The sequence below is a fragment of the Streptomyces actuosus genome (assembly GCF_016921115.1).
In the GTDB taxonomy this organism is placed as follows: domain Bacteria; phylum Actinomycetota; class Actinomycetes; order Streptomycetales; family Streptomycetaceae; genus Streptomyces; species Streptomyces actuosus_A.
Window position 1 is genome coordinate 33,388 of record NZ_JAFFZS010000006.1, and the last position, 21,386, is coordinate 54,773.

The window sequence follows — 21,386 nt, forward strand, 5'->3', positions numbered from 1 at the left end:
GGCGGCCGTCGCCCGTACCAGGGCCGTCCCGGCGGGTCGGACCTGCCCGGCGGCACACCTCTGACGGGAGCCCCTTGTCCATGAACCGATTCACCCGGCGTGTCGGCGATGCGAGCGCCCGCCGGCCATGGGTCACGATCGCCTCCTGGGCGGTCGCCCTCCTGTGCCTGCTGTCCCTGGCCGCCACGGCCGGCGGCACGTTCGCCGACGACCTCGTGGCGCCCGGCAGCCAGAGCCAGGAGGCGATGGAGCTGCTGGAGGAGCGCTTCCCCGAGGAGTCGGGCGGCACGGCCATGGCCGTGTTCGCCGCGCCCGAGGGGCAGCGTCTGGACCGCCACCGTCCCGCGGTCGACGCGGCGGTCGCCCGCATCGCGGGCGTGGCCCATGTCGCCTCGGTAGCGGGTCCGTTCACCGCGGGGACGGTGTCGCCCGACGGGCGCGTCGGCTTCGCGGCGATCACGTTCGACGTGGCCGCGACGGACCTGGATCCCGGGCAGCTGAGGGCGGTGACCGACGCGATCGGGCCGGTGCGCGGGGACGGGGTCGTCGCGGAGCTGGGCGGCGACGCCGTCTTCATCAACGCCGAGACGGAGACCTCGGGCGCGGAGGCGGCCGGGCTGCTGGTGGCGCTGGTGGTGCTGGTCGTGGCGTTCGGCACGGTCGTGGCCGCCCTGGTGCCGATCGCGCTCGCCCTGGTGGCCGTCGCCGCCGGTCTGGGGGCCGTCACCCTGCTCGCCGGGGTGCTGGAGGTCTCCCCCGTCGCCCCGACGATCGGCGCGATGATCGGGCTGGGGGTCGGTGTCGACTACGCCCTGTTCATCACGGTCCGCTACCGCGAGAACCGTGCCGCGGGACAGGACAACGCCACCGCGCTGTCGGACGCCATGGGTTCGTCGGGCGCGGCCGTCGTGTTCGCGGGCGGCACCGTCGTGGTGACGACGGGCGCGCTCGCCCTGACGGGTCTGGGATTTCTGACCTCGATCGGGGTCAGCACCGCCCTGGTCGTCCTGCTCGCCGTGGGATCCGCGCTCACGTTGCTGCCGGCACTGCTGTCGCTGCTGGGCGACCGCGTCGACCGCGGGCGGCTGGGCCGCAGGCGCCCGGCGAAGCGGGCCGAGGACACCGCCTGGTGGCGCTTCGCCCACCGGGTGTCGAGCCGGCCCCTGCGTCACCTGGCCGTCGGCGCGGCGGTGCTGTGCGCGCTGGGCGCGCCCGCGCTGGGCATGCAGACCGGTTTTCCGGACGCCGGCGACGACTCGCCGCGCACCACGCACCGCCGCGCCTACGACCTGCTCACGGAGGGCTTCGGCCCGGGTATCAACGCCCCGCTGGTCATCGTCGCCGACCTGCGCGCCCCGGGGGTGGACGCCCGGACTGTTCCGGCACTGGCCCAGCGCATCGCCGCGGACCCCGGCATCGCGTCGGTCGGCGCGCCCCGGACCTCCCCCGGCGGGGACACGGTCGTCCTGCCCGCGCTTCCCACCACGGCGCCCGCGGACGCCGCGACGTCGGCGACCCTCGCCCGCGTCCGCGCCCTCGTCCCCGGCAACGTCGCGGTGTCGGGGCTGACCGCCATGACCGACGACCTCACCGAGCAGCTCGCCGACACCCTTCCGGTCCTCGTCGCCGCGGTCGTGGGTGCGTCGTTCCTGCTGCTGATGCTGGTGTTCCGTTCCGTCGTCATACCGCTGAAGGCGGCCGTGATGAACCTGCTGTCGATCGGCGGCGCGTACGGCGTGGTGGTCGCGGTGTTCCAGTGGGGCTGGCTCGGTTCCCTGCTGCATCTGGAGGGCACGCTCCGGATCGCCTCGCCGCTGCCGACGGTCTTCTTCGCGGTCCTGTTCGGCCTGTCGATGGACTACGAGGTGTTCCTCCTCTCGCGCATCCGCGAGGAGTACGACGCCTCGGGGAACAACGCGGAGTCGGTGGCGCGCGGCATGGCGGCCACCGGCCGGGTGATCACCTCGGCCGCTCTGATCATGACCGCCGTGTTCGGGAGCTTCGTGGCCAGTCCGTCGCCGCTGGTGAAGATGATGGGCCTGGGTCTGACGACCGCGGTCGTGCTCGACGCGACGATCGTCCGGATGGTGGTGGTGCCCGCGGTCATGGCCCTGATGGGGCGCGCGAACTGGTGGTTGCCGCGCCTGCTGGAGCGGCGGCTCCCCCGCGTCGGCGCGCACGGGGCGCCCGCCCCCGAGCGGCCGGGGAGCGGCACGCCGGCCGCCACGCCAGCCGACGGAGCGGATGGAGCGGATGGAGCGGATCTTCACCGCCTCCCCGGGTGACGGACCGGCCAGTGCCGGGGCAGGCAACGATCGCCCGTTGAGGAGCGGCGTCCGGTGCGTGCTCCCGGCATGCCGGCCGGAAGTCCTCGTACTGGGCGTACTCGGGCTTCCGGCCGGTGCGGCGGGTGGGGGCACCGCCCCCGCCCCTCGGGGCAGCGGGGGAGCGTGCCGGGCGTCGCGACGGGGCGAACGTTGCCTGTTGTGACACTAGGCTCCCCGGGTCCTCCAGGGCCGGGTCCTCCAGGGCCGGGTCCTCCAGGGCCGGGTCGGCGGGGTGCGGACGGCAACGGGGCACCGCCTGCCCGTCCACACCCCGGCGTCGTTTGCGCACCCGCCTCCTCAGCCCTGCCCCGCCCTCCCGGCACCGCGCACCGGCACCCGGCGCCCCGCTTCTCCGACGCCCCTCCGGTCCTCCCGCACCCCCGCCCGCCGCATCGCCGCCCGGCCCGCCGTGCCCGGCAGTGACGGAAACAGCCGCCGCGACGCAGAGCGGAGTGAGGGTGGGTCCTCCGGAGCAGGGGACGTCACACGCGGTGCCCGGCCGGTACGGATTCGGTGGAGATTTCGGTGCAGGCCTCCGCCCCGAAACTTACGGAACCGTCGGTTTTCTGTCCGACCCTTCCTCATGTGTGTGCATTTTCCCCCACTGAGCAGCGCGGCTGTGCGCGTCGGCGGCCGTCGCCACCCCCTCCCGGCCGCCGGCCGGGTGGGGTAGCTTTCACGGCGCCGTGCGGAGCACCGCGTGGGGGACGGACCTCGGGAGGGAGTGGGTTTGCGCGAGTACACCAACCCCCCGTCGGCGTCGGAACCGCCGGTGGGCGGTCTGGCCGATGTCGTCTTCCGGCATGCCGAGACCGATCCGCGGCATGTGGTCCTCGGTCGCAAGGACGCCGAGGGTCACTGGCGGGACGTGACCGCCGTCGAGTTCCGCGACGAGGTGCTCGCCCTGGCCAAGGGACTGCTGGCGAGTGGCATCAGGTTCGGCGACCGTGTCGCGCTGATGTCCCGCACCCGCTACGAGTGGACCCTGTTCGACTTCGCGCTGTGGACCATCGGCGCCCAGGTGGTGCCGGTCTACCCGACGTCGTCGGCCGAGCAGTGCTTCTGGATGCTGTACGACGCCGAGGTCGTCGCGGCGATCGTGGAGCACGAGGACCACGCGATGACCATCGCCACGGTCATCGACCGGCTGCCGCAGCTGCGCCGGCTGTGGCAGGTGGACTCGGGTGCCCTTCAGGAGCTGTACGACGCGGGTGCCCACCTCGACGACGACGTCGTGCACCGGCACCGCGAGGCGGTCACCCCGGACACCGTCGCGACGATCATCTACACCTCGGGCACCACCGGCCGGCCCAAGGGCTGCGTCCTGTCCCACGGCAACCTCCAGTACGAGGCGGACACCGTCCTGGAGCGCTGGCAACCGCTGTTCCGCTCCAAGCGGGGCGGGGACGCCTCGACGCTGCTCTTCCTGCCGCTGGCGCACGTCTTCGGGCGGATGGTGCAGGTCGCCGCCGTCCGCGGCAAGGTCCGCTTCGGGCACCAGCCGCAGATGAACGCCGAGGCACTGCTGCCCGACCTCGCCTCGTTCCGGCCGACGTTCGTCCTGGCCGTGCCGTACATCTTCGAGAAGGTGTTCAACGCCGCCCGCCGCAAGGCCGAGCGGGAGGGCAGGTCCGGGCCGTTCGAGAAGGCGGTCGAGGTGGCGGTGCAGTACGCCGACGCGCTGGAGGCCAAGGCCTGGGGCATCGGGCCGGGGCCGTCGGCGGGGCTGCGGATGCAGCACCAGTTCTTCGACAAGCTGGTGTACTCCAAGGTGCGCGCGGCCATGGGCGGCCGGATCAGCAACGCCATGTCCGGCGGTTCGGCGATGGACCGGAGGCTGGGCCTGTTCTTCGCCGGCGCGGGCGTGCAGATCTACGAGGGGTACGGACTGACCGAGACGACCGCGGCGGCCACCGCCAACCCGCCCGAGCGCACCCGCTACGGCACCGTCGGGCAGCCGATCCCCGGCGTCACCGTGTACATCGCCGACGACGGCGAGGTCTGGCTGCGCGGCGACAACGTCTTCCAGGGCTATCTGAACAACCCCAAGGCAACCGACGAGACCCTGCACGACGGCTGGCTGGCCACAGGCGACCTCGGGGCCCTCGACGAGGACGGCTACCTCACCATCACCGGCCGCAAGAAGGAGATCCTCGTCACCTCCGGCGGCAAGAGCGTCTCGCCGGGCGTGCTGGAGGAGCGGGTGCGCGACCATCCGCTGGTCAACCAGTGCATCGTCGTCGGCAACGACCGCCCCTTCGTCGCCGCGCTGATCACCCTCGACCCGGAAGCCGTCGAGCACTGGCTGCAGATGCGCGGCAAGCCCCGGATGCCGGCGCCGGATCTGGTGCGCGACCCGGACCTGGAGGCGGAGGTGCGGCGCGCGGTGGTGGCCGCGAACACCCTGGTCAGCAAGGCCGAGTCGATCCGTACCTTCCGCATCCTCGCCCAGCCGTTCACCGAGGAGCACGGACTGCTCACCCCTTCGCTGAAGCTGAAGCGCAGGGCGATCGAGAAGACGTACGCACGCGAGGTCGAGGCCCTGTACCGGGCGTGAGGCCGCCGCGGGCGGATTCGGCGATCAGGAATGCATCACCGTCTGTGATCGTTGACGATGGGAGTACCACCTGTCGGACAAGCGAAGGATCAAGAGCTCGTGAGCAGCAACGTCCCCCCGATCATCCTCAACAACGGCGTCGAGATGCCCCAGCTGGGCTACGGCGTGTGGCAGGTGCCGGACGACGAGGCGGAGCGGGCCGTTGCCACCGCCCTGGAGGCCGGGTACCGCAGCATCGACACGGCCGCGATCTACGAGAACGAGGGGGGCACCGGCAAGGCGATCGCCGCCTCCGGTCTGCCCCGCGAGGACATCTTCGTCACCACCAAGCTGTGGAACAGCGACCAGGGGTACGACTCCACCCTGCGCGCGTTCGACACCTCGCTGGCCAAGCTCGGCCTCGACTATGTCGACCTGTACCTGATCCACTGGCCGCTGCCGAACCGCGGCACCTACATCGACACGTACAGGGCGTTCGAGAAGCTGTACGCGGACGGCCGCATCCGCGCGATCGGCGTCTCCAACTTCCTGCCGGAGCACCTGGAGCGGCTCATCGGCGAGACCTCCGTCGTCCCGGCGGTCAACCAGATCGAGCTCCACCCCTTCCTCCAGCAGCACGCGGTGCGCGCCTACCACGCCGAGCAGGGCATCGCCACGGAGGCCTGGTCGCCGCTGGGGCAGGGCAAGAGCCTGCTGGAGGTCCCGGCGATCGTGGCCATCGCGCAGAAGCACGACCGCACGCCCGCCCAGATCGTGCTGCGCTGGCACCTGCAGATCGGCACCATCGTCATCCCGAAGTCCGTGACGCCGTCCCGGATCGTGGAGAACATCAGCGTCTTCGACTTCAGCCTCGACGACGAGGACCTCGCCGCGATCAGCGCGCTGAACGAGGACCGGCGCCTGGGCCCGGACCCGGTCGCCTTCGACCTGGGCTGACGCCCCGCGCGCGCCGTGCGCCGGTTCCCGCCGTCCACGGGGGCCGGCGCACGGCCGCGTGCACCCGCACACCTGTGCACCGCGCCGGACGGGGAACCTCCGGACCGGCACCTGCGTCCCTCAAGCGTGCACACTCGACGACTGACGCTCGCCGCGACCTGCGCCGCGGCGCTGCTCGCCGCCTCCCTCACCGGCTGCGGCACCTCGGCCTCCGCCGGAGAGGGCGGCGTGAGCGCTGCCGCCCTGCTGGCCAGGACCCGCTCGTGCGACCGCATCTCCCGCGGGACCTACCGCACCGACGAGGAGAAGCCTCCCTCGGTCGCGGTGTGCGGTGCGAAGGGCGCCGTGTTCTGGACGGCCGACCTGGACGTCGACTGCGACGGGCTGCGCACGTCGCGGTGCAACGAGCACACCGACCCCTGGTACCAGGACGACACGGCGTTCCACCAGTCCGACGGCCGGCCGCTGCAGGCCGACCGGCTGCCGTACATAGTGGTGCCGGGCGCGAGCGCCATCTGGGACTACCGTGGTGCGCGTCTGCGGGGCGGCGAGGTGGTCGCCGTCGTCCACGACGGCCGGGTGGAGTACGCCGTGGTCGGCGACCTCGGCCCCAAGGAGATCATCGGCGAGGCCTCGTACGCCGCCGCCCGGGCGCTGGGCATCGACCCGGACCCGGCCCGGGGCGGCACCGACAAGGCGGTCACCTACGTGGTGTTCACGGGCTCACGGGCCACGCCGATCGAGAGCCACGGCGCGGCCCGCGCCGTCGGCGAACGGCTGGCCCGGCAGTTCGTGGCCGCGGACTGAACCGCGCGCACGTCGTCAGGTGGGCTGTCCCAGCGGCCGGACGACGACGGTGTTGACGTCGACCCCGTCGGGCCGGCGGATCGCCCAGGTGATCGAGTCGGCGATCCGGTCGGCGCTGAGCAGCCGGCCGGGAGGCAGGCTGCCGCCCGCGTCCCAGAACGGCGTCTCCACCCGCCCCGGCGCGACGAGTGTCACGCCGATGCCGAATTCCGTGACCTCGCGACGCGTGTTCTCGGCGAGCCCGGTCACCGCCCATTTCGTGGCCCCGTAGATGTTGCCGGGCGTGTTGACGAACCCGGCGACGCTGCCGATCAGCACGATCCGGCCCCGGGTCTCCTTCAGGGCGTCGACGGACGCCCTGACGAGCAGCGCCGGACCGAGCACGTCGGGCAGCACCATCTCGCCCCAGCCGGCGGGGTCGCCGGCGGCGACGGAGTCGTGCGTGGCGAACCCCGCGTTGGCGACGACCGTGTCCAGCCGGCCGAAGGCCTTGAGTGTCCGTTCGACGGCGGCCTGCACGTCGCCGTACTCCGCGGCGCTGCCGACGGCCGTCAGCAACCGTCCGCCGGGTTGCCGAGCCCGTCGGCGACGTCACGCAACCGCTGCTCACCGCGGCCGGTGACGGTCACCTTCCATCCGTCGTCCAGCAGCCGCCGTGCGACGGCCGCCCCGATGCCGCTGCCACCGCCGGTGACCAGTGCCACCCGAGAGCCGGACATGTCCGCCCCCTGTGTCGTCCGCTTCCGTTTCCGGCCGGCAGTCGATCACTTGGAGTGCTGTCGAAGTCAAGGCACCGTCAGGGGAGTTCAGTGCGGGCGCACCGCGGTGTGCACCGTGTGCGCGGTGAGCACGAACACGTCCGGCCGGTGGTGCACGCTCTCCGGGGCGTCGGGGTCGAGGAGCACGTCGAGGGTGGCGCGGTCCTCGGTGTCGAGGCCGTCGCCGACGGTGTCGCGCAGACGGCCCAGCCAGGTCGCGGCGTAGGCGCGGGCCCGGTCGGTGGCGGGTGCGGGCAGGTCGAGCAGGAAGCTGCGGGTGCGGGTGTGCTTCAGGCCTGCGGCGGTGAGCAGTGCGGGCCAGTCCTCCCGCTCGGCGACGGTGCCGGGCAGTTCGGCGCGCATCTGCGCGAACCACTCCTCCTCCAGCACGTCCAGGCGTGCCTGGAGTCCCGGCCGTCCGATGCCGATGTCGCGGGGAAGGAAGCGGGTGGGCAGGCCGCCCTCCATCAACGCCAGGGTGCCGTCGGGCGCGAGCCGTTCGGCGAACGCGGCCAGGGCGGCGCGCTGGTCGCCCAGGTGGTGCAGGCTGCGGCTGGCCCACAGCAGGTCGGCGGGGTAGTCCAGGTCGTCCAGGACCTCCGGCAGCTCGCCGGCCACGGTGGCGAAGCGGTCGGCGACGCCGGTGCGGGCGGCGCGCTCCCGGGCGCGCTCCAGCAGCGGCTCGGAGCCGTCCACGGCGACCACCCGGGCGCCGGGGAACGTCTCGGCGAACAGGCAGGAGATCACGCCGGGGCCGCTGCCCGCGTCGACGATCAGGCCCGGCTCGGTGACCTCCTTCCCCAGCCAGGCCAGGGCCCGCTCGTACAGGGGCGTGAACAGCTCGGCCTGCGATTCGAGGTGCGCGGCCATCTCCGCCCAGTCGATGTCGGTGCCGTGGGCGTCGTGGCCGTGGTGCCCGGGACCGTGGTGCCCGGGACCGTGACGATGGCCCTGCCCTGCCTGCTCTGCCTGGTGGCCTCGGTGGTCGTGCGCCATGGGGTCAGCCTCTCTTCCGGATGACACCAGCCTGCGCCGACGCACCGCGCGACGGCCACTGAAGTTGCGGGGACGGCAAAACAACCGTGGGCGCGGGACCGCGGCCACGGCCCGGACGACAGCCGACGCCGGGGTCCGCCGGGCCGGTCCCCCTCGGTGGGGAAACCGGCCCGGCGGGCCTTGACCGCCCTACGGCAGTGCCGGATGGGCGTTCTCATCAGCTCCTGGAACTGGGCGGAGAACCAGTGCCCCGCCACCGGCGCGTTCGCCAGCGCCCCGGTCGGGTTGTTGCCGTTGCGCGCGTTGCCCTCACGCGCCGCGCACGGCTCCCGGCACACGCCTTGCCGCCCGCGGACACGGCTCAGGCCTTGCCGAACCCTCGCACGGTGAACACGGGTTCGGGGCGCGGGCGGTCCTGGTCGGGGAGGGCGGACAGGCGGGCGGCGAACTCCTCGGCGAGAGGCTCGCCCGGCGGGAGGGTGACGAACCAGCCGCGCCGGAGGTCCGTGATGGCGCGCTGCGGGCTGCGGCCCTGCCCGTGGCCGGTGAAGCGGGCCCGTCCGGCCGCGGTGAGGCCGCGTTCGGCGGCGTAGGCCTCGACCAGCGCTGCGGCGTCCCGGGACGGGGTGGGCGGGCGGGCGGCGAGGACGGCGTCGATGTCGCTGCCGACGTTGTGCGAGGCGCCCTTGTCGACGGTCGTGACGTACACACCCCCGGGCCGCAGCACCCGGGCGCACTCGGCGACCACGGCCCGCGCGTCGGCGGGGTCGTCGACGAGGTGCAGCAGCCACACGGTCGTCACGGCGTCGAACACGCCGTCCGGGAACGGCAGCCGGCGGCTGTCGGCCCGGACGACCGCCCCGGGCAGCCGGGCCGCGGCGTGCCGGGTCATGGCCTCCGCCAGATCGGCGCCGGTCACCCGCAGCCCGGCCCTGGCCGCGGCGAGGCGCCTGGTGACGATACCGGTGCCGCAGGCCACGTCGAGCAGGCGGGTGGCGTGCGGGGGCACCAGGCTCAGCACGGCGTCGGCCGCCGCGATCGCCCTGGGCTCCCCGCCGCGCAGGGCGTCGTAGCGCTCGGCTTCCTTGTCGTAGTCCAGCATGGGCGCTCCCCCCCCCGGACGCCGGATCAGTGCGCGCCGTGCGTGGGGGCCAGTTCCTGGATGCGGCGCGCCAGCTCGACGTCGAGCCCGGTGACCCGGCCTCCGACGCTGTGCGTGTTCACCGCGACGGAGACGGTGTTGTAGCCGAGCGTGAGGTCGGAGTGGTGGTCGAGCTCCTCCTGGACCTGGGCGATGTGGATGACCAGTGCCGTCGCGGCGAAGTGGTTCGCGAGCCGGTAGGAGCGGACGAGGCGGTCGTCGTCGAGCGACCAGCCCGGCAGGTCCGCCAGCCGGTCCTCGATCTCCTTCTGCGACAGCGGTTCCACGGCCATGGCCCGGCTCCCTTCGACAGCGGCTCGCACCCGTCCAGCCTGCCACAGGGGGGCGGTCGGGGCCCTCGGCGCGTTCCGGCCGTACGGGTGGCGGAAAGCGGCCCCCGCGCCGGGCGCCGATGACGGACCGCGCGCCCCCTCGTGTGCGGGCCGTCCGGGTACGCCGACGGGGTCCGGGCCGCCCGGGGCCCGCCCGGCCGGGCTCGATGACGGGGCCGGCCTTCGACTACGGTCGGCCGTATGGCCTTTGTCGCGTCCCGTGCCGCCGCGTCCCCCTCCGCCCCCGCCGAGCAGGGCGTCGGTCCGCTGCTGCGGGCATGGCGGGAGCGGCGACGGGTCAGTCAGCTGGAACTGGCGCTGCGCGCCGACTCCTCCGCCCGGCACATCAGCTTCGTCGAGACGGGCCGCTCACGGCCCAGCGAGGAGATGGTGCTGCGACTCGCCGAGCACCTCCAGGTCCCGGTGCGGGAGCGCAACGCGCTGCTGCTGGCGGCGGGTTACGCCCCGCGCTACCCGGAGACCCCGCTGGACGACCCGGCGCTGGGGGCGGTCCGGGCGGGCCTGGAACGGCTGATCGGAGGCTACGAGCCGTACCCGGCGCTGGTGGTGGACGCCTTCTACGACGTGCGGGTGGCCAATCGGGGCATCGGCATGCTCCTCGAAGGGATCCCCGAGCCGCTGCTCGCGCCGCCGCTGAACGCGATGCGGCTGACCCTGCACCCCCAGGGCATGGCACCGCGCATCCGGAACCTGCGCGCCTGGCGCGGGCACCTGCTGGAGCAGATGGAGCGACAGATCGCCCTGCACCGGTCGCCGCGGCTGCGGGCACTGTACGAGGAGGTGGGGGCGTATCCGGTGCCGGAGGACGCGCCGGAGGCCGGGGCGGCGGGCGGCGGACCGCCGAGTCCCCACTTCGCGCTGCCGCTGCTGATCGAGCACCGGGGGCGGGTGCTGTCGTTCGTCTCGTCGATCGCGACGTTCAACACGCCGATGGACGTCACCGTCGCCGAACTGGCCGTCGAGACGTTCCTGCCGGCCGACGCGGCGACCGCCGAGTACCTGCACGCGGCGATGTCCTGACGGCGGCCGCGCAGGCGGCGAACCGGAGTGCCGCGAGAGCCGGCCGTGACGGCCACCCGCGCTGCGCCCGTACCGGGCCCGTCGTGGTGGGCGCGAGCCGGACGGCCGGGCGAGGACGCTCGACGCGGTGCGGTGCCGGCGAGTTGCCGGTTCCCGGGCCGGAGCACGCCGGCCGGAAAACCGCCGGTCCGCGATCCCGGCACCCGCCCGGGAGGGTCGGTCACCCCTGAGGTCATGGGTGTTGAGGAGACTCCGAGTGGTGAGCGCCTCACCCGGGGGCCTGTGAGATGTGTGCCGGAGCGTGACAGACTGCTCGCGTGGTTCGGCTGCCAGGGCGCTGAGAGGGAGACGTGGCGTGAGTGAGCGGCGGCCCGCGCCGACCGTGGGCCAGGTGGTGCTCGGCAAGCGATTGCAGGAACTGCGCGAGGAGGCCGGGCTGCGGCGCGAGGAGGCCGCGCAGATCCTCCGGGTGGCCCCGGCGACCGTACGGCGCATGGAGACCGCGGAGGTCGCGCTGAAGGTGCCGTACGTGCAGGTGCTGCTGGAGGCGTACGGCGTGTCCGCACAGGAGGCCTCGGCCTTCGTCGATCTCGTCGAGGAGGCCAACCGCCCCGGCTGGTGGCAGCGTTTCCACGACGTGATGCCGGACTGGTTCAGCCTGTTCGTCAGCCTGGAGGGCGCTGCACGGATGATGCGCTCCTACGAGCCGCACTTCGTGCCCGGGCTGCTGCAGACGGAGGCGTACGCGCGGGCCGTGCTGGAGACGGGCACGATCGGGCGGACGACGCCGGAGACCATGGAACGGCACGTGTGCCTGCGCATGGAGCGGCAGCGGCTGCTGGAGCGCGCGGACGCCCCCCACCTGTGGGTGATCATGGACGAGACGGTGCTGCTGCGCCCGGTGAGCGTCCACTCCGGGGTGATGCGCGAGCAGTTGGACAAGCTGCTGGAGTTCGCCGAGCGGGACCGGGTGACCCTGCAGGTCGCCGAGTTCGCCGCGGGCCCCCATCCGGGCACGTACGCCCCGTTCTCCCTGTTCCGCTTCGCCGAGCCGGAGCTGCCGGACCTGGTGGTCACCGAGTACCTCACGGGCGCGCTGTACCTGGACTCCCGGCACGAGGTCTCGGCGCACCTGGAGGTCCTCGACCACCTCACCACGCACGCCGCCTCCGCACACCGCACGAAGAAGATCCTGAGCGACTACCGCCGGACGTTCTGACCGACCGAGGAGAGCACCCCGCATGACCGGTTCCCAGGCCGACCCCCTCCGCATCGACGCCGGCCGGCCGCATCCGGCCCGGGTGTACGACTGGTGGCTGGGCGGCAAGGACAACTACCCCGTCGACGAGGAGCTGGCGCGGCGCATCCTCGCCGTGGACGGCACCGCGGTGCGCGGGGCGCGCGCCAACCGCCGCTTCATGCACCGGGCGGTGCGCACGGTCGCCGAGGCGGGTGTGCGCCAGTTCCTGGACATCGGTACGGGCATTCCCACCGAGCCCAACCTGCATCAGGTCGCACAGCAGGTGGCCGCGGAGGCGCGGGTGGTCTACGCGGACAACGACCCTCTCGTGCTGCGGCACGCCGAGGCCCTGCTGCACTCCGCGCCCGAGGGTGCCACGCACTACGTGCACGCCGACGTCCGCGACGTCGACGCCCTCCTGACCCGGGCCGAGGAGGTCCTGGACCTGGCCCGGCCGGTGGCACTGTCGCTGGTCGCCCTGACCCACTACCTGGACGACGATCCCGAGGGCGACGACGTGTACGGCCTGCTGGGCCGCTACGTCGCCGCGCTGGCCCCCGGCAGCCACGTGATCCTGTCGCAGGTCACCGCGGACCTCAACCCGGAGGCCGTGCAGCGGGCCGCGGAGCACTTCCGGCGCAGCGGCACCCCCTTCCACCCGCGGTCGGTCACCGCGTTCGGGCGCTTCTTCGACGGTCTGGAGCTGCTCGGTCCCGGCGTGATCCCGGTGACCGGCTGGCGGCCCGGCCCGGAGGACGTCGACGCGCAGGCGGAGGGCGTCGTACCGGTCTACGCGGGCGTCGCCCGCAAGCCCTGACGGCATCGCCCCGCCGGACTTCCCCGCACGGCCGAACCGGGCGCACGCCGGATCCCGTCGCGTCGCGGACCCGGGGGGCGCAGCACCCTGCCGCGACGGCGGAATCGCCCCCGTGGTCGGCCGGGCGTTCCCGCACGGCCGACCCACCGGGCCCCCACGGGGGAACCCGGCTTCCGCGGCGGGCTTCCCCGCTCGGCGCCCCGGGCGTCTCCGCGCCGGACACCCCGTTCGGGTGCGCTGAACGAGTGCGGTGCGCGGCACCGCCCTAGGGTCTGTTGCGGACGTCCCGTCGTCCCGCGGGAGGACGGTCACGCGGCGTGCGGTGCGTGCCATCGCAGGGCGCGGGGCCCCTCGTACCGGACGCGGGAGGCCGGTCACCGCCACGCGGCACACGCGGTTTGCCGCTCGGGCCCCACCGGGCGCGGGGAGTGCGTGCAGGGCGTCCGCCGCGTCGCCGGTGACCGGCCACGACCCGGTCTAAGCCGATCCGGAGGAGGCTCCGCGATGCCCTCGGACGCCGTGCTGTACCAGGCTGCCGCCCTGTGCCTGACCTACCCCGACGAGGGCTTCCGGGCCCGGCTTCCGCTGCTGCGCGAAGCCGCGCCGCAGTTGCGGGAGTTCGCCGACCACGCGGCTTTGACCCCGCTGCAGGAGCTGGCCGCGCACTACGTGCAGGTCTTCGGCCTCGGCAACCGGCACCGTCTGTACCTGAGCTCGCGGTGCGACGGGGACGTGCGGGTGCGCGGAAGGTCGCTGGCGCGCTTCAAGGAGCTCTACCGCGCCCACGGTCTGGAGTTCACCGGGGAGGAGCTTCCCGACTTCCTGCCGGCGGTGCTGGAGTTCACCGCCCGCACCGGCGACACCGGCCTGCTCACCGAGTACCGCGACGACCTGGAGAAGCTGCGCTCCGGGCTCGCCGAGTACGGCACACCGTACGCGGCCGTCCTGGACGCCGTGTGCGCGGTCGTGCCGACCTCGCACACGCGTGACCCCGGTTGACGGCGCCGCCTCGGGGCTCCCCTACCGCTGGTCGCGTTCGTCGTCGATGATCTCGGCGTCGACGACGCTCTCGTCCTCCGGGTGCGGTGCGGTGTGCTGCTCGCCGGACGGCTCCTGCTGGGCGTGCGCGTACATGGCCTGGCCCATCTTCTGGCTGACCGTGGCCAGTTGCTCCACCCCGGAGCGCAGCGCGGCGGCGTCGGCGTTCTGCTCCAGCAGGGTCCGGAGCGCGGTGACGGACGACTCGACCTCGGCGCGCGTGTCGGCGGGGACACGGTCGCCGTTCTCCTGGAGGAACTTCTCGGTCTGGTAGACGAGTTGCTCGGCCTGGTTGCGGGTCTCGGCGGCCTCGCGGCGCGCACGGTCCTCCTCGGCGTACTGCTCGGCCTCCCGCATCATGCGGTCGATGTCGTTCTTGGGCAGCGCCGAGCCGCCGGTGACGGTCATCTTCTGCTCGCGGCCGGTGGCCAGGTCCTTGGCGGAGACGTGCATGATCCCGTTGGCGTCGATGTCGAAGGCGACCTCGATCTGCGGTACGCCGCGCGGAGCGGGCGGCAGTCCGGTGAGGTCGAAGACGCCGAGCTTCTTGTTGTAAGCGGCGATCTCCCGTTCGCCCTGGTAGACCTGGATGCCGACGGAGGGCTGGTTGTCGGCGGCGGTGGTGAAGATCTCCGAGCGCCGGGTGGGGATCGTGGTGTTGCGCTCGATGAGCTTGGTCATGATGCCGCCCTTGGTCTCGATGCCGAGGGAGAGCGGGGTGACGTCGAGCAGCAGGACGTCCTTGACGTCGCCGCGGATCACACCGGCCTGGAGGGCGGCGCCCACGGCGACGACCTCGTCCGGGTTGACGCCCTTGTGCGGGTCCTTTCCGGTCAGCTCCTTCACCAGGTCGGTGACGGCGGGCATCCGCGTCGAGCCGCCGACCAGGATCACGTGGTCGATCGCGGACAGTTTCACGCCCGCGTCCTTCACCGCCTGGTGGAAGGGCTGCTTGCAGCGTTCCAGGAGGTCGGCGGTCAGCTCCTGGAACTGGGCGCGGGTCAGCTTCTCGTCGAGGTGGAGGGGCCCTTCGGCGGTGGCCGTGAGGTAAGGCAGGTTGATCGTCGTCTCCGAGGAACTGGACAGCTCGATCTTGGCCTTCTCCGCGGCCTCGCGCAGTCGCTGCACGGCCATCCGGTCGGCGGCCAGGTCGATGCCGTGACGTCCCTTGAACGCCCTGGTCAGGTGCTCGACGATGCACTGGTCCCAGTCGTCGCCGCCCAGGTGCGTGTCGCCGTTGGTGGCCTTGACCTCGATGACGCCGTCGCCGATCTCCAGCAGCGAGACGTCGAAGGTGCCGCCGCCGAGGTCGAAGACGAGGACGGTCTGCTCCTCACCGCGGTCGAGGCCGTAGGCGAGGGCGGCGGCGGTCGGCTCGTTGATGATCCTGAGCACCTTCAGGCCGGCGATCTCCCCGGCCTCCTTGGTGGCCTGCCGCTGGGCGTCGTCGAAGTAGGCGGGCACGGTGATCACCGCGTCGGTGACGTCCTCGCCGAGGTAGGCCTCGGCGTCCCGCTTCAGCTTCTGCAGCACCCGCGCGGACAGTTCCTGGGCCCGGTAGCGCGTGCCGTCCACCGAGCCGTGCTCGGGGAAGCGCCAGTGCGCGTCGCCCATGTGCCGCTTGACCGAGCGGGCGGTGCGGTCGACGTTGGTCACCGCCTGCCGTTTGGCGACCTCACCGACGAGCACGTCGCCGTTCTTGGCGAAGGCCACGACCGACGGTGTGGTCCTGGCCCCCTCCGCGTTGGCGATGACCGTGGGCTCGCCGCCCTCCAGCACCGCCACGACCGAGTTGGTGGTTCCCAGATCTATCCCGACCGCCCGTGCCATCGCCGTCCCCTTCCGTCGAGGCGCTGCCTCCACCCCTCCAGCACAGAACGCGGGCAGGTGGTTGTCAATGCCGCCCTCGGTGTCGGGGCCGTGCGGCACGGGGAGCGACGGCACGGAGCCGGCCGGATGCGGTGCGTGCGCGGGCGGGCGGGCTGGGTTCCGCGGGGTGCCGGGGCGCCGGGGCCGGGAGGTGGCGCAGGGCCGGGCAGGCGCGCGGACCGGCTCCCGCTCCCGGGCGCCGGTCCGCGCGGTGCGTGCTCAGGCGAGCTTCGCCGACAGGGTGATCGGCACGGCCTTCAGCGCCTGGCTGACCGGGCAGTTGGCCTTCGCGTCCTCGGCGGCGGCGACGAACGCGTCGTTGTCGATGCCGGGAACGGTGCCCTCGACGGAGAGGTGGACGCCGGTGATGCCCTCCCCCGGCTGGAAGGTGACGTCGGCCGAGGTGACGAGCTTGGTGGGCGCGGTGCCGGCCTTGGCGAGGATGTTGGAGAAGGCCATGGAGAAGCAGCTGGAGTGGGCCGCCGCGATCAGTTCCTCGGGGCTGGTCCTGCCGTTCGGCTCCTCGGCGCGAGAGGGCCACGACACGGGCTGCTTGTCGATCGCGCCGGAGGAGTCGAAGGTGACGACGCCGCTGCCCTGGAGCAGGTTGCCTTCCCAGACGGTGTGTGCGGAGCGCGTGGTAGCCACGGTAGATCCTTTCGCGTGTGGTCCCGTGTCCGGGATTCCTGCCCCCATCCGATCACATTCCGGCGCGGCACACCCGGAAGAACGGCCCGGGGGCGGGGAACGGCGTACGTGGGGCCGGGACGGGCGCAACACGGCGACAACAAGGCGGCTCCCTGCGGGTGTTGAGGCGGCGGATCCCGGCCGGTGTCGGGTGCCGCCGGCGGGCCTGCTCGCCGTCCGGACGCCGCGGCCCCTCCGGCACGGCACCGGCTGTGCCGGCCGGCCCGCGGTGGACGGTTCGCGGTGCCGTGGGAGGTGCCGGGGGTGCCGAGCCGCCGAGGGCGCCCGGGGTGGTGGCGCCCTGCGGGTCCGGGGGCCTGTGCACCGTCGTCCGTGCCCCGGGGCGGGCCCGAGCCGCATCCCGTCACGCGCTCCTGTCCCGCGCGCCGGGGTCCGGCACCGCCCAGGGGGCGCCGCCGGAGGTCGCGGGCCGCGGCGTGTCGACCGGGACCACCGGGGCCGCGGGGGCCGCAGGGGGCGCGGGGGCCGCAGGGGGCGCGGGGGCCGCCGGGAGGTGGGAGCCGTCCGCCTCGTGCAGCCAGCGGCGCAGAACGCGGTGGACCTGCTCGGCGCCTGCCGGCTCCGTCCCGTCCTCGGCGGGCGGCGACAGGACCAGCGGGGACAGCAGGAACGGCCGGCTCTGGGCACCGCCCAGGCCGCCGTGCGAGCCGATCTGCTCCTCGAAGGCCAGGACCTCGCCGTCCACGGGGTCGTGGATGGAGTTGACCATGATGTCGGCGGTGTTGGGGAAGGCGTGGGTGCGGCGTACGGCGTCGGCGGCGCCCGGCCCGAACGCGCCGAGCGGTCCGGGGTCCTCGTCCAGCCGGTCCAGCGGGACCGCGGCGCCGCGCGCGCCGAGGACGACACCGCCGTGCTCCCGGTCGGCGACCAGGAGGAATCCGATGCCGGGATGATCGGCGAGGGTCGCCAGCAGGGCGGGGTGCCGGGCGTCGATCTCCTGCCGGGTCATGCGGTGCGGCACGTCCGGGAAGGAGACCAGGCCCAGGTTGCCGGAGGCGAGCACGATCGGCTCCGAGCGCCGGGAGGGCCGGTGCCGCTCGCCGCCCTCCTCGACCGGGCGGCGCAGGGCCGCGCGGACCGCGGACCGGGCCTCCGCACCGCTGTGGGTGCGCTCGGCGCGGCGCGGCACGGGCAGTCCGCACCCGGCCCGCACCAGGTCGGCGAGGTTCAGGCCGTAGCGGGCGCGGAACGTCTCGCCGGGGCTCTGCCCGTGGTCGGACAGGACGACGATCCGGTAGGGCCGCGGGGCGTGCTCGGCGACGTTCTCGATCAGTGCCAGTGAGCGGTCCAGTCGCTGCAGCACCTGCGCGGCGTCGCGGCCGGCGGGACCCGAGTGGTGGGCGACCTCGTCGTAGGCGACGAGGTCGGCGTAGACGGCGGTGCGCCCGGCGAGCATGTCGCCCGTCACGGCGGCCACCACCACGTCGCGTTCCACGACGGTGGCGAAGGCCCGGACGAGGGGGTAGAGGCCGCCGCGGGAGACGCGCGGGCGCTGTTTCCGCACCCGGGCCCGGGCGGACTGGCCGAGCTCCCGGCAGGCGTCGGCGACGAAGGACAGCGCGGTGCGCACGGCGTTCGCGGGGTCGGAGAAGTAGGCGAAGTATCCGGCCCGGGACCGGTTGTCCCGGCCGCGGCGGGCGGAGACGGACAGCACCAGGGCGAGTTCGCCGGCGCCGCCGCTGAAGAGGTTGCCGCGGCTGGCGCCGTCGACGGCGAGCAGCCCGCCGTCCCCGGTGCGCTCGATCGCGCGCCGCTGGAGTTCGGCGGCGCTGCTGGGCCGGTTGCAGACCATGACCTCGCCGCGGTCCTTCTCGTACCAGCGGAAGGCGGGCACACCGTCGTTGGTGCCGTGCAGGATGCCGAGCTGGCTGGCGCCGGTCTGGCTGGACCAGTCGGTGCGCCACGGGGTGAGCCGGTGGGTGGCGGCGCGGCCGTCGCCGTCGCCGAGCCAGCGGGCGACGGTCGGCATCAGCCCGCTGCCGACGGCGTCGAGCAGGACGTCGTGCCCCACCCCGTCGAACTGCACGAAGACCGTGCCGGGGGTGGAGGCGCACGGCGGGTGGTGGCGGCGCCGGCGGTCGGCGAGCCGGTACAGGCGGCGGCGGTAGGCGTCGTCGTCGCGCACGGCGAGGGCGGCACCGGTCGCCGAGGCGACCGCGGACATCACCGCGGCGACGATGACGGCGGTCTCGGGGTCGGCCTCGCTGGCGCCGGAGGGGTTGATGCGCAGGGCGACGAGCAGCAGGGAGCCGTTGAGGAAGAAGACCAGCAGGCCCAGGACGAGCGCCGGCACCAGCAGCAGGAGCCGTACCAGGACGGGCCAGACCAGTGCCGACAGCAGGCCGAAGGCGCCGGCGCCCAGCGCGGCCGTCACGGCGATGCGGGTGGCGCTGTCGCCGTCGGGGGACTGGAGCTGGAAGTCCGGCAGGAGTCCGGCGAGGACCAGCATGGTGACCGTGGACACCGCCCACACCGCGACGCTCCGCCCTATCTGCCCGGCGATCCGCCGCCAACGCCCTGCGCCCACGCTGTGCCCACCTCACGTCCCGGCCCGCCCCCCGCAAACGGGTCTGGCTCCACCCTGTCACACGCCGGGGAACGGGTACGGTCCCGTCGCACGGCCGGGGAGCGGCACGGGCCCGCGGTGGCCGCCGCCGGTCCGGGCGGGGCCGGGTCCGCGGACGGGGCGGGCGGGACTGCGGTGCCGGACGGGCCCCACGGCGGACGGGGCCCGCGGCAGCGCTCCGGGCGGACGGGGCCAGCGGGACGGGCACCGGCGGGCAGGAGCGGGCGGCACCGGCCGCGGGTGCTGCGGGCGGTGGCTACCTGCCGTCGTATCCGGCCGTGGGCATGGACAGCCGCCGGTGCACGCAGGCCTTCATCCGGGCGTCGTAGGACGGCTCCGCGCAGCCCACCGTCTCCACCCGCACCCCGCGCCGGACGCACTCCTCGGTGAACGCCTCCACGGAGGCGAGGGCGCTCTCCAGCACCCGGCGGCTGGGCGCCACGAAGACGTCGATGCCGGACCGGACGCCGTCCCACAGCGCACCGTGGTCGGGGCGCAGTCCGCTGACGAGCAGTTCGCGGCTGACGACGTACCCGCGTTCGGCGGCCCAGCGGGCGCAGATGGCGTGCTGGCTGCGGGAGTCCACCAGGAACGGGTCGCTGTCCAGTGCCTCCAGCGGCGTCAGACTCGCGATCGCCGTGACGCGGACCGGTCCCATGGCGTTCCCCTCACCTCCGGGTTTCGCCGCCGACCCTACTCCTGCCCGTAGGCTTCGGGGAGTCGCGCGAAGGAGGCAAAGGGGTGCCGGTGGAGATCACCTGGTGGGGGCACGCCACCTGCACGGTCGAGGATTCGGACGTCCGTGTGCTCACCGATCCTCTGTTCGCCCGCAGGCTGGCCCATCTCAGGCGCCGCCGCGGGCCGGTACCGCCGCCGCGGGCCCGGCACGCGGACGTCGTGCTGGTCTCGCACCTGCACGCCGACCACCTCCACGTGCCCTCGCTGGAGACCCTCGCTCCGGGCACGCGCCTGATCGTGCCCCGGGGTGCGCCCCTCGCCGTGCCGGGCCTGCGGCGCCTGAAGCACCTGCGGTTGCACGAGGTGGAGCCCGGCGACGTGACGGCGGTCGGCGATGTGCTGGTGCGTGCCGTTCCGGCCCGGCACGACGGGCGGCGGCTGCCGGTCGGGCCGCAGCGCTCCCCCGCGCTCGGGTACGTCGTGGAGGGCGAGGCACGCACCTACTTCGCCGGGGACACCGGGCTGTTCGCGTCGATGGCCGAGGAGGTCGGGCCGATCGACGTGGCACTGCTGCCGGTGGGCGGCTGGGGACCGTACCTCGGCGACGGGCACCTGGACGCGGGGCGCGCGGCGCAGGCACTGGCCCGGCTCGCGCCGCGCAGCGCGGTACCGGTGCACTACGGCACGTACTGGCCGATCGGGATGAGCGCGGTGCGCCCCCACGAGTTCCACTCCCCGGGCGACGAGTTCGTCCGGCTGGCCGCCGAGCGGACGCCGGCGGTGGCCGTGCACCGGCTGGGGCACGGGGAGAGCGTCCGCCCGGAGGTGACCCGGTGACGCTGCTGGCCCACGCGCTGTCCGCGGCGCGCTCCACGGTGCCGCCCGAGTCGACCCAGCAGGCGATCGGCTATCCGACGCTGTTCCTGCTGGTGCTGATCGGCGCGCTGGTGCCGGTGGTGCCGACGGGGGCGCTGGTGAGTTCCGCGGCCGTGGTGGCCGTGCACCAGACGGCGCCGTTCGCGCTGGCACTGGTGTTCGTGACGGCGTCGCTGGCCGCCTTCTGCGGAGACGCGGCGCTGTACGCGCTGGGGCGGCACGGCATGGGTTCGAAGAACGGCTCGCGCTGGCTGGAGGCGATCCGGGCGCGGGCGCCGGAGGAGCGGCTCTCCCGGGCCCAGGCCAGGCTCGCCGAGCACGGGGTGGCGGTGCTGGTGCTGTCCCGGCTGGTGCCGGCCGGCCGGATCCCGATCATGCTGGCGTGCCTGCTGGCGCAGTGGCCACTGCGGACGTTCGCCCGTGGCAACCTGCCCGCCTGCCTGGCATGGGCGGTGACGTACCAGCTGATCGGCATCCTCGGGGGTTCCCTGTTCCCCCGGCCGTGGCAGGGCGTGGTCGCGGCGGTCGCGGTGGCGCTGCTGATCAGCGGCGCGCCCGCCCTGTGGAGGCGCCTGCGCGGGTGAGGTGCCCCGATGCAGGGCGGCTGCCGTGCGCGGGGTGCCGCGTGCGGGCGGTGGTCTCGTCCCGGGTGGTCGGCCGCCGGCCCGTTCCACGGCCGGTCCGGCCGGGAGCCCGGTG

17 protein-coding genes and 1 pseudogene are annotated in these 21,386 nt (G+C 74.0%); 10 read left to right on the forward strand and 8 right to left on the reverse strand.

What is annotated here, in order from left to right; all coding sequences use genetic code 11:
- Positions 1-80: 80 nt before the first annotated feature.
- The 4 genes from JS756_RS10115 to JS756_RS10130 all read left to right on the forward strand — a co-directional run bounded on the left by JS756_RS10115 (position 81) and on the right by JS756_RS10130 (position 6,627).
- Positions 81-2,285 carry an MMPL family transporter gene (locus JS756_RS10115; protein ID WP_205382686.1) on the forward strand — a complete coding sequence of 735 codons (2,205 nt, stop codon included), beginning with the start codon at positions 81-83 and terminating at the stop codon, positions 2,283-2,285.
- Between the two features lie 772 nt (positions 2,286-3,057).
- A complete protein-coding gene (locus tag JS756_RS10120; RefSeq protein WP_205382687.1) occupies positions 3,058-4,884 on the forward strand; it encodes an AMP-dependent synthetase/ligase in 1,827 nt (608 codons plus the stop codon).
- Between the two features lie 99 nt (positions 4,885-4,983).
- A complete protein-coding gene (locus tag JS756_RS10125) occupies positions 4,984-5,820 on the forward strand; it encodes an aldo/keto reductase (RefSeq protein WP_307790493.1) in 837 nt (278 codons plus the stop codon).
- A gap of 126 nt (positions 5,821-5,946) precedes the next feature.
- Positions 5,947-6,627, forward strand: a complete 681-nt coding sequence (locus JS756_RS10130; RefSeq protein WP_205382689.1) for a glycoside hydrolase family 75 protein — start codon at positions 5,947-5,949, stop codon at positions 6,625-6,627.
- Positions 6,628-6,642: 15 nt separating this feature from the next.
- Here the strand turns inward: JS756_RS10130 and JS756_RS10135 are convergent.
- From JS756_RS10135 to JS756_RS10150, 4 genes and pseudogenes are all read right to left on the reverse strand, one after another.
- A pseudogene (locus JS756_RS10135) lies at positions 6,643-7,346 on the reverse strand (SDR family oxidoreductase).
- An 87-nt stretch (positions 7,347-7,433) separates the two neighbouring features.
- The gene (locus tag JS756_RS10140) at positions 7,434-8,381 is read right to left on the reverse strand and encodes a class I SAM-dependent methyltransferase (RefSeq protein WP_205382690.1); all 948 of its coding nucleotides are present in this window, start codon (positions 8,379-8,381) and stop codon (positions 7,434-7,436) included.
- Positions 8,382-8,742: 361 nt separating this feature from the next.
- The gene (locus JS756_RS10145; protein WP_205382691.1) at positions 8,743-9,483 is read right to left on the reverse strand and encodes a class I SAM-dependent methyltransferase; all 741 of its coding nucleotides are present in this window, start codon (positions 9,481-9,483) and stop codon (positions 8,743-8,745) included.
- A gap of 26 nt (positions 9,484-9,509) precedes the next feature.
- A complete protein-coding gene (locus tag JS756_RS10150; RefSeq protein WP_205382692.1) occupies positions 9,510-9,815 on the reverse strand; it encodes a 4a-hydroxytetrahydrobiopterin dehydratase in 306 nt (101 codons plus the stop codon).
- A gap of 240 nt (positions 9,816-10,055) precedes the next feature.
- Here JS756_RS10150 and JS756_RS10155 point away from each other — a divergent pair, with 240 nt between their 5' ends.
- The 4 genes from JS756_RS10155 to narJ all read left to right on the forward strand — a co-directional run bounded on the left by JS756_RS10155 (position 10,056) and on the right by narJ (position 13,951).
- Complete coding sequence (locus tag JS756_RS10155) at positions 10,056-10,895, forward strand: helix-turn-helix domain-containing protein (RefSeq protein ID WP_205382693.1); 840 nt, start codon at positions 10,056-10,058, stop codon at positions 10,893-10,895.
- Positions 10,896-11,250: 355 nt separating this feature from the next.
- The gene (locus JS756_RS10160; protein WP_205382694.1) at positions 11,251-12,114 is read left to right on the forward strand and encodes a Sco1979 family transcriptional regulator; all 864 of its coding nucleotides are present in this window, start codon (positions 11,251-11,253) and stop codon (positions 12,112-12,114) included.
- Positions 12,115-12,136: 22 nt separating this feature from the next.
- Positions 12,137-12,952, forward strand: a complete 816-nt coding sequence (locus JS756_RS10165; RefSeq protein ID WP_205382695.1) for an SAM-dependent methyltransferase — start codon at positions 12,137-12,139, stop codon at positions 12,950-12,952.
- Positions 12,953-13,456: 504 nt separating this feature from the next.
- Complete coding sequence (narJ, locus tag JS756_RS10170; RefSeq protein ID WP_205382696.1) at positions 13,457-13,951, forward strand: nitrate reductase molybdenum cofactor assembly chaperone; 495 nt, start codon at positions 13,457-13,459, stop codon at positions 13,949-13,951.
- A gap of 21 nt (positions 13,952-13,972) precedes the next feature.
- On the opposite strand, the gene dnaK is transcribed toward narJ, so the two are convergent.
- The 4 genes from dnaK to JS756_RS10190 all read right to left on the reverse strand — a co-directional run bounded on the left by dnaK (position 13,973) and on the right by JS756_RS10190 (position 19,791).
- Positions 13,973-15,820 (reverse strand): molecular chaperone DnaK, encoded by a 1,848-nt coding sequence (gene dnaK / locus JS756_RS10175; protein ID WP_205382697.1) that lies wholly within the window; start codon positions 15,818-15,820, stop codon positions 13,973-13,975.
- 258 nt (positions 15,821-16,078) lie between these two features.
- Positions 16,079-16,507: an OsmC family protein gene (locus JS756_RS10180; RefSeq protein WP_205382698.1), complete on the reverse strand. Its 429-nt coding sequence runs from the start codon at positions 16,505-16,507 to the stop codon at positions 16,079-16,081.
- A gap of 403 nt (positions 16,508-16,910) precedes the next feature.
- On the reverse strand, positions 16,911-19,094 hold the full coding sequence (locus JS756_RS10185) for a phage holin family protein (protein ID WP_307790495.1): 2,184 nt from the start codon (positions 19,092-19,094) through the stop codon (positions 16,911-16,913).
- A gap of 295 nt (positions 19,095-19,389) precedes the next feature.
- Complete coding sequence (locus JS756_RS10190) at positions 19,390-19,791, reverse strand: hypothetical protein (RefSeq protein ID WP_205382699.1); 402 nt, start codon at positions 19,789-19,791, stop codon at positions 19,390-19,392.
- An 83-nt stretch (positions 19,792-19,874) separates the two neighbouring features.
- On the opposite strand from JS756_RS10190, the gene JS756_RS10195 reads away from it, so the two are divergent.
- Together JS756_RS10195 and JS756_RS10200 are read left to right on the forward strand one after the other, a co-directional pair.
- The gene (locus JS756_RS10195) at positions 19,875-20,648 is read left to right on the forward strand and encodes an MBL fold metallo-hydrolase (protein ID WP_205382700.1); all 774 of its coding nucleotides are present in this window, start codon (positions 19,875-19,877) and stop codon (positions 20,646-20,648) included.
- Positions 20,645-21,271, forward strand: a complete 627-nt coding sequence (locus tag JS756_RS10200) for a DedA family protein (RefSeq protein WP_205382701.1) — start codon at positions 20,645-20,647, stop codon at positions 21,269-21,271. Before JS756_RS10195 ends, JS756_RS10200 begins: the two co-directional genes overlap by 4 nt.
- Positions 21,272-21,386: the final 115 nt, after the last annotated feature.

Excerpts from the sequence above, each read along its gene's own strand:
- JS756_RS10165 (WP_205382695.1), top strand. The coding sequence starts at position 12,137 with ATGACCGGTTCCCAGGCCGACCCCCTCCGCATCGACGCCGGCCGGCCG.
- JS756_RS10145 (WP_205382691.1), bottom strand. The coding sequence starts at position 9,483 with ATGCTGGACTACGACAAGGAAGCCGAGCGCTACGACGCCCTGCGCGGC.
- JS756_RS10190 (WP_205382699.1), bottom strand. The coding sequence starts at position 19,791 with ATGGGACCGGTCCGCGTCACGGCGATCGCGAGTCTGACGCCGCTGGAG.
- JS756_RS10155 (WP_205382693.1), top strand. The coding sequence starts at position 10,056 with ATGGCCTTTGTCGCGTCCCGTGCCGCCGCGTCCCCCTCCGCCCCCGCC.
- JS756_RS10150 (WP_205382692.1), bottom strand. The coding sequence starts at position 9,815 with ATGGCCGTGGAACCGCTGTCGCAGAAGGAGATCGAGGACCGGCTGGCG.
- JS756_RS10115 (WP_205382686.1), top strand. The coding sequence starts at position 81 with ATGAACCGATTCACCCGGCGTGTCGGCGATGCGAGCGCCCGCCGGCCA.
- JS756_RS10140 (WP_205382690.1), bottom strand. The coding sequence starts at position 8,381 with ATGGCGCACGACCACCGAGGCCACCAGGCAGAGCAGGCAGGGCAGGGC.
- dnaK (WP_205382697.1), bottom strand. The coding sequence starts at position 15,820 with ATGGCACGGGCGGTCGGGATAGATCTGGGAACCACCAACTCGGTCGTG.
- narJ (WP_205382696.1), top strand. The coding sequence starts at position 13,457 with ATGCCCTCGGACGCCGTGCTGTACCAGGCTGCCGCCCTGTGCCTGACC.